Origin of the sequence: Shewanella japonica, from assembly GCF_002075795.1 — a bacterium.
Taxonomy (GTDB): Bacteria; Pseudomonadota; Gammaproteobacteria; order Enterobacterales; family Shewanellaceae; genus Shewanella; species Shewanella japonica.
Genome location: NZ_CP020472.1, coordinates 3,580,806 through 3,595,439 on the forward strand (window position 1 = coordinate 3,580,806; position 14,634 = coordinate 3,595,439).

Here is a 14,634-nt window from a genome sequence, read left to right on the forward strand (position 1 = left end):
CCCCTTTCTATTCAGTTCTGTTTTATATCAGCGTCACGCTGACATTAAAATAATGATTTAATCGTGGTCGCCAAATCAGCTCGGGCAACCAAAAGTTGTTCGTTTTTATTTCTCAATGGTTTAACGGCGACTTGCTGGTTAGCAATTTCATCTTCACCAATGATAAGTGCGTATTCAGCGCCACTTCTATCTGCACGTTTCATCTGCTTTTTGAAGTTACCGCCACCACAATGAGTCATGACTTTAAGCGTTGGCAGGTTTTGACGCAACTCTTGAGCAATTTTAATTGCTTCAACAACACACTTTTCACCCATTGCTGTGACATAAACATCAACAACAGGTGCCACATCTTTATCAAGCTCTAGCGTTTGCAGTAGTAATACAATGCGCTCAAGGCCCATTGCAAAACCAACAGCAGGCGTATCTTTACCGCCTAACTGACCCACTAAGCCATCATAACGGCCACCAGCAAGAACAGTACCTTGCGAGCCTAAGCTGTCTGTTACCCACTCAAAAACCGTACGATTATAGTAATCTAATCCACGAACAAGACGAGGGTTAACTGTGTATTCGATGCCAACCGCGTCTAAGAGTTCACATAAGGTTGAAAAATGTGTTTTTGATTCTTCACCTAAGTAATCCATCAGTGCTGGTGCATCAGTTAAAATAGCCTGAACCTGCGGTGATTTAGAATCTAATACTCGTAATGGGTTTGAGTACATGCGACGCTTAGAATCTTCATCTAATTGTTCTTTGTGTTGCTCTAAAAATGCAATTAGCGCATCACGATAAGCAGCACGTTCCGCTGTATCACCAAGTGTATTCAGTTCCAGTTTTACGTGTTCTTTAATACCAAACGAATCCCAAAGGCGTGCAGATAACATTAATACTTCAGCATCAACATCAGCACTTGGAATACCATACACTTCTACACCAAACTGGTGGAATTGACGGTAGCGGCCTTTTTGAGGGCGCTCATGGCGGAACATGGGACCCATGTACCATAAACGTTGCTCTTGGTTATACAGTAAACCATGCTCATTACCAGCACGAACAGTAGACGCTGTACCTTCTGGACGCAGCGTTAAGCTGTCTTCATTGCGATCAGCAAAAGTGTACATCTCTTTTTCAACAATATCGGTGACTTCACCAATTGAACGTTTAAAAAGGTCAGTAGACTCAACAATTGGAGTTCGAATTTCACTGTAACCATAAGCACTAACCGTTGAGCGGATAACCGACTCGACTTGTTGCCATAATGGGCTTTGCGTTGGCAGAATGTCATTCATTCCGCGGATTGCTTGGATCTGTTTTGCCACGTTGATTCGCCTGCTTACTTGCTCTATTAGATCGATTAATAATCGATGACCGAGAGCCTTAATTTATTTTCACGCCTTACACAAAAAAACACCTACCATCGCTGGTAAGGTGTATTTTTCATGTAAAGCAAACTTATTCTGTTGCGTCTTTGATATCGATTCGATTTTGCATCATCGCCGCTTTTGCACGGATTTTGGCTTCTAATGAATCCACCAAATTATTGTTATCAAAACGCTCTTTTTGACGTTTACCATCGTCATAGTAACCACTTTTACCATTGCTACCTGTTAGCCCAATATCTGATACTAATGCTTCGCCTGGGCCATTAACCACACAACCAATAATAGAAACATCCATGGCAGTAGTAATGTCTTCTAAACGCATTTCAAGTGCATTAACAGTATTGATCACATCAAACTCCTGACGAGAGCATGAAGGACAAGCAATAAAGTTAATACCACGACTGCGAATACGTAGCGACTTTAAGATATCAAAACCGACTTTGATTTCTTCAACGGGATCGGCTGCCAATGAAATACGCAAGGTATCACCAATACCTTCAGCTAATAGCATTCCTAAACCAACAGCTGATTTAACTGAGCCAGCACGAGCGCCGCCAGCTTCAGTAATACCTAAGTGCAAAGGTTGTTTGATTTGCTTAGCCAATAAGCGGTATGACTCAACCGCTAAAAAGACATCCGATGCTTTAACACTGACTTTAAACTGGTCAAAGTTAAGGCGGTCTAAAATATCCACGTGTCGCATTGCAAATTCCAGCAATGCTTCTGGTGTTGGCTCATGGTATTTATCCATTAAATCTTTTTCTAATGAACCACCATTAACACCAATTCGAATTGGAATATTTTTATCACGCGCGCATTCAACAACGTTGCGAATACGTTCTTCGTTGCCAATATTTCCTGGGTTAATACGTAAACAATCAACACCGTATTCTGCAACTTTGAGTGCAATACGATAGTCAAAGTGAATATCTGCCACCAAAGGCACGTTGACACTTTGCTTGATCACTTTGAATGCTTCAGCCGCATCCATAGTTGGCACAGAAACACGCACAATATCTGCACCGACTTTTTCAAGTGCGCGAATTTGTGCAACCGTAGCTTCGACATCAGTCGTTTTAGTATTCGTCATCGACTGAACTGCAATAGGTGCGCCATCACCGATAGGGACATCGCCGACATAAATGCGGCTCGAAGGACGACGTATGATTGGAGATTCGTTATACATAATCTGTTGCTCTACTGCTTATCTAATTACAATCAAGGTTACACTTTCGGCAAGGTTAATCGCGCTACACTGCCTTCTGAAAAGTCAGCTAAACTGACATTTTCACCATTAAATTGAAGGGTCACAACTTGTGGAGCCCCTAAGATCAATTTGAACGGAGCAACGCCTTGTGCTTCAACCACTCTATCAACACCTTTGACACCATCAACAATGGTTTTGCCTGTTGCGTCAACGATATTCACCCAACAATCAGCACTGAAGCTCATAGAAATAGCATCTTGTGCAGCAACATTATCAGCAACCAAAGCGGATGCTGATTGTAACGCAGGCTCGACCACATTTTGTTGCGCATTATCAAGCATTACAACATCGGTACTCGTAGGCTCTACAGGTTGAACTGATGATGCCGGCAAATCTGAGTTGTTGCTTTGTTCATTTTGCAGGGCAGTCTGTTCATTTAACTGATCCGCTGGCTCAACATACGCCATATTAGGGTCGATTTCTGGCTCTAATAAATCTTCTGTTTGACTAACAACATTTGCAGCTGCAACTTCTTCTACGGTAGGTTTGGATAAATCTATCCCACTTAACATAGAGTCTTTTTGCACCCACCACACAACTAGCAGCGCTAACAAAGCAAGGACAATTAAATATGTCACTATTGTTAAGCGGCTATCACGGGCTTCACGTGTGGTTTTGCGAGAAAAACTCTGCATTGCTGCAGTTTCATCTGGCAATTGTTGCGCTAAACATTGATGTACTGCATCTACATCTGCTTCGATGTATTTGGCATAGTTTTTCGCATATCCACGTGCATAGGTTGCTGAAGCGATATTATCAAATTTATCATTCTCAATATCTTCGATGATGCCAGGACGTAAATGTAATTGGGTTGCAACCGCATCAATCGATAACCCTTTTTTCTCTCGAGCTGTACGCAGCAACATACCAGCAGTAGATACTGCTTCAAGTATATCTGCCTGTTCAGCGTCACTCCCATTGGTTTGGGATGTTTGATTGTTATTTGTCATTAATGCAAAGTAGCCCTGTATTCTTTCGCTTGTTCTGATGTCGGATATTTGGCAATTAAGGTAATACCATAGCGTTTAACCGCATCCTCATCTGCTAACTCGCGCGATATTTTTATTCCTAAAGCTAAACTTTCAGGCGTTTGCTCTGCCACTCGATGAAGACGGCTTAAGTTGAATTTAGCGCTATCGTAGTCATTCTCTAAAATAGCTAAATCAATTAACTCCATTAAAGTGGACTTTCTTCTTGGGTCATAACGTAATGCATTTTCAAAGTACTGCTTCGCCTTTTCAGGCTCACCTGCAGATAAACTGCACACGCCAAGGTTTTCATAACTTGACGCGGTACGTGTGTATTCTTTTGCATTAATCGCATTTTTGAACATAGCTTCAGCTTGCGAATATTTTTCTTGTTGGCATAAAAATACACCAAAGTTGTTCATCGCATCACCCGTTGCATCACTGGTATTAATTGCTTTTCTGTATGATTCTTCCGTGCGCTCAATATCACCTACAGTCTGGTAATAATAGGCCATCGCTGTGTGCACTGCGCTTAATTGCGGCGCATACTCAACAGCACGGTTTAAGTTGAACTTTGCCTGCTCCATATTGCCACGGTTAAGGTAAGTTAGGCCTAATTGCATTCTTTCTTTTGCAGCAGACTGTTTATCCAAGGTTCTTTCAGAAACAGGGATATCCGTACCAGTATACGTTCTTTCCGTTACACAACCCACTAAAGGCAGTGATAAAGTAGCAATCATTAAAAGCTTCGGCAATCCGTGCATGATTTTTACGCCTATTAATCTATACAAACAATGAGTTAATCCATTGTGACCGAAATAGCACTCTCTTGCATGCGTTTTTTCGCAAGACGTTTAGTGCGGTCACGAATATCACCCGCTAATTGACCACAAGCAGCATCAATATCATCGCCACGTGTTTTACGAACGATAACAGTCAGCCCATATTCCATTAGCACTTTCGAGAATCGGTCAATTCTGGAATTAGAAGAGCGACCATAAGGCGAACCAGGATAAGGGTTAAATGGAATTAAGTTAATTTTACACGGTGTGTCTTTCATTAACTTGGCTAACTCGTGTGCTTGATCAGTACTGTCATTGATATGATCCAACATCACATACTCAACCGTTACACGGCCACGGTTAGCGTTTGATTTTGCTAAGTAACGACGAATACCAGCAAGGAACTCTTCCAATGGGTATTTTTTATTAACTGGAACTAACACGTCACGCAGTTCATCGTTTGGCGCATGAATACTCACAGCCAGAGCGACATCTAGCGCATCACCCAGTTTATCAAGCGCTGGAACAACACCAGAGGTTGATAAGGTGACACGACGTTTTGACAAGCTAAACCCAAAATCATCTAACATGATGTCCATTGCAGGGATCACATTAGCTAAGTTAAGTAATGGCTCACCCATGCCCATCATCACTACGTTTGTAATTGGTCGTTCGCCTGTTTCTTTTTGGAAACCTAAAAATTGCGATACTCGCCAAATTTGCCCAACAATTTCGCCAACCGTTAAGTTACGGTTAAAGCCCTGTTGAGCAGTAGAACAGAAGGTACACTCTAGCGCACAACCCACTTGAGATGACACACATAAAGTCGCTCTGTCTTCTTCAGGAATATAGACAGTTTCCACTTCTTGGCCTTGGCCAACATTGATAGCAAACTTAATCGTGCCATCTTCAGATTTTTGGAAGCTAGAAATTTCTGGCGCAACCACTTCACACTTACGAGCTAATTTAGCGCGTAGTGCTTTGTTAATGTTGTTCATTTCTTCGAAGTCGCTAACACCAAAGTGATAAAGCCATTTCATCAATTGATCAGCACGGAACGGTTTTTCGCCCATTTCGGTGAATAACGCTCTCATTGCCTTTCGATCAAGATCCAATAAATTGATCTTTTTCTCACTCATCTTGTGTAACCTCAAAAAAACCTAAAACCTGCTAGCGGGCGGCGAATTATACAGATCCTTACAAAATTTCGCCAGTGTCACTGCATTAAAGCTTTGATACTTTCACGACTGTGCTAAAATTTCGTTGGACTAATATTGGTCTGCCATATGGAGGTGTAATTCCACCTTTATGATAACTCTTATCATTATAGTATTTATCGCCATTGCAATCTCGTTTCTTTGCAGTGTATTTGAAGCGGTATTACTGTCTGTTACCCCTAGTTATATTGCCAACTTGGCAAAAACTAACCCTAAAGCCGCGAAACGGCTTGATAAACAGAAACAAAATGTGGAATCACCACTAGTTTCTATTCTGACATTAAATACCATCGCCCATACCGTGGGTGCCGCTGTTGCAGGCGCACAAGCTGCAAAAGTCTTTGGTGATGAAATGCTTGGAGTATTCTCTGGTGTGCTTACCTTCTTGATTTTATTCTTTTCTGAAATCATTCCGAAAACATTAGGTGCTAACTATTGGCGTTCACTCGCTGCGCCTGTGTCTTTGATTTTGGTTTGGATGGAAAGATTAACTAAACCGCTAATTTGGATGTCTTCTCAAGTGACCAAATTAATGGGGAAAGGCGATGAAGGCCAATATATCAGACAAGAAATGAGTGCGATGGCTGAAATAGGCTTGCGTTCAGGCGAGCTAGACAAACAAGAGTCATCAATTTTGACCCAAATGTTGTCAGTAAAAGAAATGCCAGTCTCTGCAATCATGACGCCAAGAACGGTCATGTTTAAATTACCAATTCACTTGTCACAAGGTGAATTTGTACAGCAGTTTCTAGCGAAACCTTTTACGCGTATTCCTGTCTACGAAGATGATCCGGATAATATTATCGGTTACGTTAACCGTAATAATATTATTCAAGCAGAACGATACACTCCAAAAGAATCTATTGGTGTGTTGAAAAAGAATCTGCTTGTGATCCCTGAAACCGCGAAGATATTACCGATTTTCGAGCTCATGATTAAGCGCAATACAAAAATTGCCATGATTGTGGACGAATACGGCTCAGGTGAAGGTATTGTGACATTAGAAGATATTGTCGAATCTTTACTAGGCTTAGAAATTGTCGATTCAAACGACCCTGTCACTGATATGCAGCAATTAGCGCGTAAACTGTGGGGCACGCGAATGAAACATAAAGGCATCGTATTATCTGATGATGGCGAGTTTACAAAACAAACAACCCAGCATACACCAGAGCCCGAGGTTGCGCCCAAAAATAGTACGATATAAAACAGTTTGATATTTCAATAAAAAGGGAGCCTAGCTCCCTTTTTTGACTATGATTATTGCGACTTTGCCAATAATAATACCCTCACAGAGTATTTATTTTTTGAGTCGTTTCCCAAAAAGGGGTTAACGCATTATCATGTCGCCAAGTTAATTACTTAAGCATTTACTAATAAGGGCTAATATCCAATTCGCTCTTACCATTTTTTGAGGACGAAATGCCGAACACCTATTCTTTATCACTTGCCCATATCAATGACACGCATTCAAATTTCGAGCCGAGTCAGGTTCAATTCTCCTTGTCGTTTAATGAGCAAACTTACCTTGCTGAAACGCAAACCGGCGGCTATGCCCGTTTGGGCCACCAAATTGAAACGGCAAGAATCGCGGCGGTGAAAAACCAACACGAATTTATGTTTCTTCATGGCGGCGACAGCTTTCAAGGTACATTGTACTTTCGTGAATTTCAGGGCGCAGCAAACGCACATTTACTGAATATGCTTAAGCCAGATGCCATGGTATTAGGTAATCATGAGATTGATGCAGGCAATAGTCCTGTGTTGGCATTTTTAAATCGAATCGAATTCCCTTTGTTAGCGGGCAATATGGATTTAAGCCAAGAGCTTGAAGATAAAGAAGGTCGCTTAAAGCACCATCCAATGTTATTTGACTACGACACTGAGCAGCAATGTGCCAAAGTGCTAATCAAACCCTTTTACGATAAACAAATTGCAATTATTGGGATCACTCTAGATCAAATGCCACTCATTGCTAGACCTGATCCTGACACCCACTTTATCAATGCTATCGACACCACTAAAAACACCATTGCAAAACTTCATCAACAAGGGATATACCACATTGTTGTACTCAGTCATTTAGGGTTAGATCAAGACCGTGAACTGGCTGAAAAAGTGGATGGAATAAGTGTTATTGTTGGCGGCCACTCTCACACGCTTCAAGGTGAATTTTCAGATTTAGGCCTAAGTCACACAGAATACGGTGAACGTATTAACAACACCCCTATCATTCATGCCAGTAAATATGCAGAAGTGCTCGGGCTCGCTCAAATTGAGTTCGATGAAAGTGGTCTATGCCTTTCATTAAATGGCAATAATTACTTTATGATTGATGAACAAATTAAAGTGTCACTCGATGCCAAACAGGCGAAAAAAGCAGATTTACAAGACATCAGTCAAGCTGAAATTGATGCAGTCACCTCCCAGCTATTAGCTCACCCAGGAATATTGAATAATGCCGCAAATGATGAGGTTCACCAAACCATTATGCGAGATTACCGCCCTGCCTTAAATGCACTTGAAGAACAGGTATTGGCACATATTCCTCGAGATTTAATTCATACACGCCTTCCGAGTAAACACTTTCCACATGGCAGTGAAATTGCGCCTTGGGTGTGTCGAAGTATGTATAAAGCCACCAAACTATCAGAACCACAACTAGACTTTGCGCTGCATAATGCTGGCGGTGTTCGTCAGTCATTAATCAAGGGGAACCTGTCATTAGCTGACGTATTAGGGCGCATTTTGCCGTTCGAGTTACCTTTGGTGAAATATCAAATTCAGGGAAAGTTCTTATATCAAGCTTTGGAATCCGCCATTAACTCGGCAACAAATAATGGGGTAACAGGTACTGGCGCAGGAAGCTTTCCCTACACTTATGGTATTCGATACTTTTATGATGGCACTTTACCTATGAATCATCGTATCACCTTAATTGAAGAGTTCACTCAAGGCGAATGGCGAGCGATTGATTCACAGAAGCTATACATTGGCGTTTCAAGTGCTTATACCGCTGCGGGTAAAGAAGGTTACGATGCATTGTTAAAGGCGCATTGGCAGCAAGATATGGAGTCCATGACATTACCTGAAGCGTTTGTCGATTTTGTGTCGCAGCACGGTAATTTGATTGAAAATCCGTTACAACCGAATGTTCATTACATCAGTCACCGTTAATGTAGCTGACTTGGTGATCGCTGAGGTAACCATTACTGAATTTAATAGCAATTACACTTTTACTATGACTTGCCAGTGATTTCGTTAAGTGTTGGTAAGCAAACTAAGATGCCAATTAACATAAGTCAGGCGTGCATTAGCCTAAGTTAATATAATTTATGATAATGTAGACTTCACAAATCTGCAGCGGATCACAGACCCAATGATCGCTTCATGATTTAATGATGTATCTTTATGTGGATTCATGACTTGAATCATTGCAAATTTTAGCCTAATCAAATAGGAAACAACTTCATGAAAGCAAAACTGATCAAATTAGCTGCAGCAGCAACATTAGCACTAGGCGTATCTTCAGCTTGGGCTGCAGGTATCATGCACCAGGGTGAAGTATTAGAAACAATGAACAGCGGTGGATACACTTACGTTCAAGTTAAAGGCGAAGACAAAACATTCTGGGCTGCGGGTCCACAGGTTGAAATCGCTAAAGGCGATACTGTCAGCATGAATGAGCAAATGTGGATGAATGACTTCACCAGCAGCACGCTAAACAAAACATTCGACGAATTATTATTTGTTGGAAAAATCGAGAAGAAATAATTCGATTTAACCTCAAACAAGACATAATCGGTTAATGATTTCATTAGCCGATTTTTTTTGGTTAAACTGCCGTAATACGCATCAACATAAAGCAGCATTAACAAAATTTATGGAAAACACAGCTAACCAATCAATAACACCTTTTAGCCCACAATATGCTAGTAACGTTAGTCTACTTGTCCACGAATGTATTCAGCACATTGACCATCCTCGCTACACACAAGCACATCTAGATGCGTGGTCAACTACCCCTCGCTCAGTCAGACATTGGTGCCAACGCCTTTTGCGCAGTCAAAGCTGGCTATTATTAAATAACGCTCCATCACAGCCGGAAGTGATTGGTGTCATTAATGTTGAAACGGATTTTAACCATCGTGGGTATATTGATAGTTTATATATCAGCCCAGGTAAGCAGCGACAAGGCTTAGCTGGCAAGCTTTATCAAACACTTGAGCAATGGGCTATTGCTCAGGGTTATCATGCGCTCAGCGTGGATGCATCCTACTTATCTAAAGGCTTCTTTTTAAAGCAAGGGTTCCAGCAAGTGCAGCCAAGCTATCAAATCACAAAAGGACAGGTCATAAACGGTTTTTACATGAAAAAAGACCTCACATAACTCACACTACTTTTTAAGTAATGGCTGCAGCATTTCTTCTAAACCATTAAGTTTAACTTCATACATTAGCGCTAATTGCTCACCTAATTTTCCTTCTGGAAAGCCTTTACTGTGAAACCAGACTAAATAAGGCTCAGGAAGTTCTAACAATTTACGTCCAGCATATTTTCCAAAAGGCATTTTCTGGTTAATTGCTTCTAATAATAACGCTTCATTCATTTTGGCTCTTCCTAACTAATTAGATAATAGATTCGTATCTCGCTTATTCTGCTAATGCAGTGCGCTTTGCTCATCAAGATCACAGGACGAATCATACCGTGAGTGATGGCTTAGTAACATTACTCATTACCACTTATAGCGTTTAACAATGTACTATCTGTAAGCTTCTAGGTTAGTTTTTGCATATTTTGTACCACAAGATATATACCGATTAGGAATAACAAAACTCTAAAAGACAGCTTTTAGCTATAAAAGTTACCCAGACTTTTTTACAAAAACACAAGAACAGAATACAAGCATCCCCTCGTCAATATTTTTACACGCTAACCTACTAAAAAATAATAAGTTCAGTTACCGTTTTATGACAAGAAACAAACCTGTCAATAAGTTGCCTCTAGTCAGTTTTTGTCAAATAAACACCATCAAGTCAAAATGACTTTTTAGTCAATATACTGCCAATTGACCCGTTACAAAACTGCACATAAAGTTAATAGCATTGAAGCTAAATGTTGCTATTTAATGACTGATTTAATCGAAGTTTGAGCTGTTTATCATCTCAATAATTCGGCTTTCAAATCGCAGTTATTGCATCATACCCTTCTCACCAGGTTCACTGCAGCGAGTGTTTATATAGCCGTTCTCGTTGCACCTATCAGGAGATGTTGAAATGATCATATTAGTTGGCGGAGAGAAAGGTGGTAGTGGCAAAAGTTGCCTTGCACAAAATATTGCCGTTTTTCTCGCAAAAGATGCTAAATCAAGCATTATCATGGTTGATTGCGATCCACAAAGAACAACTTCAGATTGGATCCAAGCAAGAAATAACAATCCAGAATTACCCGGGATTAATTGTGTTCAACTATACGGAAAAATTCGCAACGATCTTTTAAGCCTTGAGCAGCATTATGATTACGTTATTGTTGATTGTGGCGGACAAGATAACCTGGCACTGCGAGCGACGTTATCTGTCGCATCTCATGTATTGATGCCATTAAGACCTAAGCGCCGAGACTTAAAAACGGTCAGTCACATGGACGACATCATTGCCACCTGTAAAATGATTAACCCTAAAATGAGAGCCTCATTTGTCATCACTCAATGCCCAAGCTTACCGAACCAAGCAGGGCGTATCGTCGAAGCTAAAGAAGTCTGCAACACGTTCGATATCAATGTACTAGATGCAATTACCTTTAGCCGCAATATTTACGATGACAGTGAAGAGTCTGGCTTATCAGTTATCGAAATTGACCCAACAGGCAAAGCTGCAAGCGAAATCAGGGCAATTGCCTGCGAGCTTCTAGAGGTGCAAAACGCCGAACAGATTATTCAGCAACGTAATGATGCCGCTAATGTTACTCAACTGAGGGGGACCTATGGGGCTAGCAGATCTCAAGAAAAACGTTACGCCATGTAATACGATGTTTGAGCCACAAATGTCAGTGGATGATTTTATTGAGGCTGCCAACTTGTATGCAATGGGAAAACAGCATTCAAGTTCAAACAGCATTGAAAACGCAAATAAACAAGCAATGGAAAAGTTACTTGCGTTAACAGAAGCTAACGAGCCATTAGCTAAAAAGCCAGCACCATTTAAACGGGCGACCTTTACGCTAAGTGAGGATGCAATTAATCAGCTAACGCTACTCAGCCAAAGTAGCCATACTGCAAAATCGAAATTGATCCGTCAGCTGATACAACAGCATTTCTCACTGCCAGTGGCGGAGCAACGAGAAATTGAACAACAAATACAAATAAGGTAATGAACTCTAACTAGGATTGACAACACTAGCATTGTGACGCAAAAAATAATAAATCTCCCTCCCCCTCCTTTACTGGCAGCAACGTAAGTTGTTTGCCAGTTTTTTTACTCGCAAATCGCATCCTTGATATTATTTTTATTAGCTATACCTAAAATAAGCTTAGCATCTACAGATTAACCCTTGAATTATGACAACTTGCGCCCAATAACTATTTTAGGTTCAGGATATTTTATCTATGATGACTTAACACAAGGAAGGCAAATGTTTGCTCTTATCGCTTTGATTATCGTCTCAACGATTGCTATTGGTCTGATTATCAGTAAGCCAAAACGCAATCAAATAAGACGTGCAAAGATCACTAAGCAGGCTTTCCCTAAACAATGGCGTCAAATTCTCAAACATCGTTTCCCTTACTTTAAAGCTATGCCAACGGATCTACAGTTACAGCTCAAAAAGCACATACAAGTATTTATCGAAGAAAAAGAATTTATAGGCTGTGATGGCTTTATCATCACTGATGAAGTGAGAGTCACCATTGCGGCACAAGCTTGCCTACTATTATTAAATCGAAAAACAGACTACTACCCTAAACTCAGACAAATTTTAGTCTATCCTTATGCTTTTATAGTGGAAAAGCAGGGAACTGATTTTGCTGGAGTTCAGTCAAACCAACGTAATGTTCTCTTAGGTGAATCATGGGGAAATGGTAAAATCATTCTTTCTTGGAAAAGCACCATAGATGGGGCTGCTGATCCGACAGATGGACAAAATGTCGTCATACATGAGTTTGCACATCAACTCGATCAGGAAAACGGCCAAGCAAATGGCGCGCCGCCGCTGCGAGATATCACGTCCTATTCTGCATGGTCAACGATTCTCGGGCAAGAGTTTGACAGATTGCAGCGCTGCGCGAGTCAACAACTCCCATCACTGTTTAACTATTATGGCGCTACCAACCCAGCCGAGTTTTTTGCCGTTATCACTGAAACTTTTTTTGAAATGCCCCATGATTTTTACCAACAGCATCCTTTGCTGTATAAAGAACTAAGCCGTTTTTATCAACTAGATCCAATTCATTGGCATTAGTCGTGAGACCAATATCCGCTAACCTAAGTAACAGGAACTCCCATGCAAAAAGCCATTCTTACCTTATTACTCACCAGCAGTTTATGGGTTATGTCATCCCTCCCATCATCAGCTACAGTGGCGATATCAACCGAATCGAAACAACTCGCTGACAATGTACTTAACCAACTGCATCAAGATGCTAGTGCGGCAAATTGGGATAGTTATTTTTCTTTATACGATACTGATGCAGTCTTTTTAGGTACCGATGCGACAGAGCGATGGGATATGAAAGAGTTTGAAGGTTATGCCAGACCAACTGATGGTTGGCACTATGAGGTGCAATCTAGGCAACTATTACAGTTCGACAATACCATTGTATTTGATGAGCTATTGAACAGTGCCAGCTATGGTTTGTGTCGAGGTACTGGTGCTCTGCAATTAACAGAGCAAGGTTGGAAAATCGTCCAATATCATTTGAGTATTGCAGTCCCAAATGAAAACGCCAAAGCCGTTGCTAAGTTAATTGGTGCGGCTAAATAATCGATTACACAAAGCTCAATCGCCAGTATGTTTAAGCGCTGGCGATTTTCTTTGTATTGAGCTTGAGTAAGCTTTTACAAGGTAAATAAACGGTAGTAAACCTTAAAACTGCATATGCTCACTGATGATATTGACGATTTTATCTTTAAGCCATTGCGGCCCATAGTCATTCATATCGTTATGTTTAGCATCTTTTATGGTCACCACTGAAATAGTTGTTACTTGTTCACTCGGTAGTGGCAAAACACCTTCATCAGCAGGGTAATCGCTCGCTCTAATCGAAAGCTGCGTGATATTGGCATTACGCGGTAACGGAACTCGTCGATGATCCAAAGTAATGATTCGCGCGATGTAATCAGCATAGCCTGTTGATGATACTGGTTTTAAATTGCTCTCACTCTCACTCTCACTCTCACTCTCACTAAATAGTGAAATACCTTGGGTTGCTAGCCAAACTGAAATATCACCACCATTTGAATGGCCGACCAATGTCACATGCTCAAAGTCGAACTCAGGCAAGTATTGACGACTTTGCTGCAAAATAAAATCAACAGTATTAGCACCTCGTTGCCAATTTTCAGCGCGTGTTTGGATAAATGGCGGCGTTCTTGATAATGCAGGATCTGTGGCTAACTCATGCTGAATCGCCACCACTAAGTATCCATTTTGCTGAAATAGCTGACTTATAAATTGATAATCTGTGTGTAATAACCCATATCCGGAACCAATTATCATCACAGGACACTGCTGCTCGACATGGCAGGCAAAGCTTTTTTCGGGGAGATATAACTCTATTGGAACCTCTCTTTGTCTGAGAGTATCGACAACTAGAAGAGATTGCGGTTGAACTTGTGCTTTATCGATTTGAGCCATTGAATTCACAAGTGAATTCGCAACTGAATTACCTGCAATAACACTCAAAATAACAGCCAATAAGATTAACGTACAATATTTGAAAATGTAGGAGCTTTTACCCTGTGATACTAATGCTAATTCCATTTAATTCGTCTTTAATAAAATGATTAAAATATTAACTGATGA

15 protein-coding genes are annotated in these 14,634 nt (G+C 40.8%); 8 read left to right on the forward strand and 7 right to left on the reverse strand.

Translation table 11 applies throughout. The features are described from left to right. Nucleotides 1–44: 44 nt before the first annotated feature. The 5 genes from hisS to rlmN form a co-directional block, all read right to left on the reverse strand. Nucleotides 45–1,319, reverse strand: a complete 1,275-nt coding sequence (gene hisS, locus SJ2017_RS15405; protein ID WP_055025675.1) for a histidine--tRNA ligase — start codon at nt 1,317–1,319, stop codon at nt 45–47. Nucleotides 1,320–1,452: 133 nt separating this feature from the next. Next, nucleotides 1,453–2,568: a flavodoxin-dependent (E)-4-hydroxy-3-methylbut-2-enyl-diphosphate synthase gene (ispG, locus tag SJ2017_RS15410; RefSeq protein ID WP_080916304.1), complete on the reverse strand. Its 1,116-nt coding sequence runs from the start codon at nt 2,566–2,568 to the stop codon at nt 1,453–1,455. Nucleotides 2,569–2,606: 38 nt separating this feature from the next. After that, nucleotides 2,607–3,599, reverse strand: coding sequence for a RodZ domain-containing protein (locus SJ2017_RS15415; protein WP_080916306.1), 993 nt, complete (start codon nt 3,597–3,599; stop codon nt 2,607–2,609). Next, entirely contained in the window at nt 3,599–4,384 is a 786-nt protein-coding gene (pilW, locus tag SJ2017_RS15420) for a type IV pilus biogenesis/stability protein PilW (protein ID WP_055025729.1), read from the reverse strand. The genes SJ2017_RS15415 and pilW overlap by 1 nt, the downstream gene beginning before the upstream one ends. Nucleotides 4,385–4,416: 32 nt before the next feature. Beyond that, nucleotides 4,417–5,538: a dual-specificity RNA methyltransferase RlmN gene (gene rlmN, locus SJ2017_RS15425; RefSeq protein WP_055025678.1), complete on the reverse strand. Its 1,122-nt coding sequence runs from the start codon at nt 5,536–5,538 to the stop codon at nt 4,417–4,419. Nucleotides 5,539–5,707: 169 nt separating this feature from the next. Between rlmN and SJ2017_RS15430 the strand changes: the two genes are divergently transcribed. From SJ2017_RS15430 to SJ2017_RS15445, 4 genes are all read left to right on the forward strand, one after another. After that, nucleotides 5,708–6,823 (forward strand): CNNM domain-containing protein, encoded by a 1,116-nt coding sequence (locus tag SJ2017_RS15430; protein ID WP_080916307.1) that lies wholly within the window; start codon nt 5,708–5,710, stop codon nt 6,821–6,823. A 215-nt stretch (nt 6,824–7,038) separates the two neighbouring features. Then, nucleotides 7,039–8,793, forward strand: a complete 1,755-nt coding sequence (locus tag SJ2017_RS15435; RefSeq protein WP_080916309.1) for a bifunctional metallophosphatase/5'-nucleotidase — start codon at nt 7,039–7,041, stop codon at nt 8,791–8,793. Between the two features lie 294 nt (nt 8,794–9,087). Next, nucleotides 9,088–9,390: a hypothetical protein gene (locus SJ2017_RS15440; protein ID WP_055025681.1), complete on the forward strand. Its 303-nt coding sequence runs from the start codon at nt 9,088–9,090 to the stop codon at nt 9,388–9,390. A gap of 109 nt (nt 9,391–9,499) precedes the next feature. Further along, nucleotides 9,500–10,006, forward strand: coding sequence for a GNAT family N-acetyltransferase (locus SJ2017_RS15445; RefSeq protein WP_080917497.1), 507 nt, complete (start codon nt 9,500–9,502; stop codon nt 10,004–10,006). Nucleotides 10,007–10,012: 6 nt separating this feature from the next. On the opposite strand, the gene SJ2017_RS15450 is transcribed toward SJ2017_RS15445, so the two are convergent. After that, nucleotides 10,013–10,225, reverse strand: coding sequence for a DUF3820 family protein (locus tag SJ2017_RS15450; RefSeq protein WP_055025682.1), 213 nt, complete (start codon nt 10,223–10,225; stop codon nt 10,013–10,015). 667 nt (nt 10,226–10,892) lie between these two features. Between SJ2017_RS15450 and SJ2017_RS15455 the strand changes: the two genes are divergently transcribed. From SJ2017_RS15455 to SJ2017_RS15470, 4 genes are all read left to right on the forward strand, one after another. After that, on the forward strand, nt 10,893–11,639 hold the full coding sequence (locus SJ2017_RS15455; RefSeq protein ID WP_080916310.1) for an AAA family ATPase: 747 nt from the start codon (nt 10,893–10,895) through the stop codon (nt 11,637–11,639). Further along, on the forward strand, nt 11,599–11,985 hold the full coding sequence (locus SJ2017_RS15460; protein ID WP_065108595.1) for a hypothetical protein: 387 nt from the start codon (nt 11,599–11,601) through the stop codon (nt 11,983–11,985). The genes SJ2017_RS15455 and SJ2017_RS15460 overlap by 41 nt, the downstream gene beginning before the upstream one ends. 261 nt (nt 11,986–12,246) lie before the next feature. Next, a complete protein-coding gene (locus SJ2017_RS15465; RefSeq protein ID WP_080916311.1) occupies nt 12,247–13,071 on the forward strand; it encodes a M90 family metallopeptidase in 825 nt (274 codons plus the stop codon). A gap of 42 nt (nt 13,072–13,113) precedes the next feature. After that, a complete protein-coding gene (locus SJ2017_RS15470) occupies nt 13,114–13,593 on the forward strand; it encodes a nuclear transport factor 2 family protein (protein WP_080916312.1) in 480 nt (159 codons plus the stop codon). Between the two features lie 102 nt (nt 13,594–13,695). Here SJ2017_RS15470 and SJ2017_RS15475 read toward each other — a convergent pair whose 3' ends face one another. Then, nucleotides 13,696–14,592, reverse strand: coding sequence for an alpha/beta hydrolase (locus SJ2017_RS15475; protein WP_244899706.1), 897 nt, complete (start codon nt 14,590–14,592; stop codon nt 13,696–13,698). Nucleotides 14,593–14,634 lie beyond the last annotated feature (42 nt).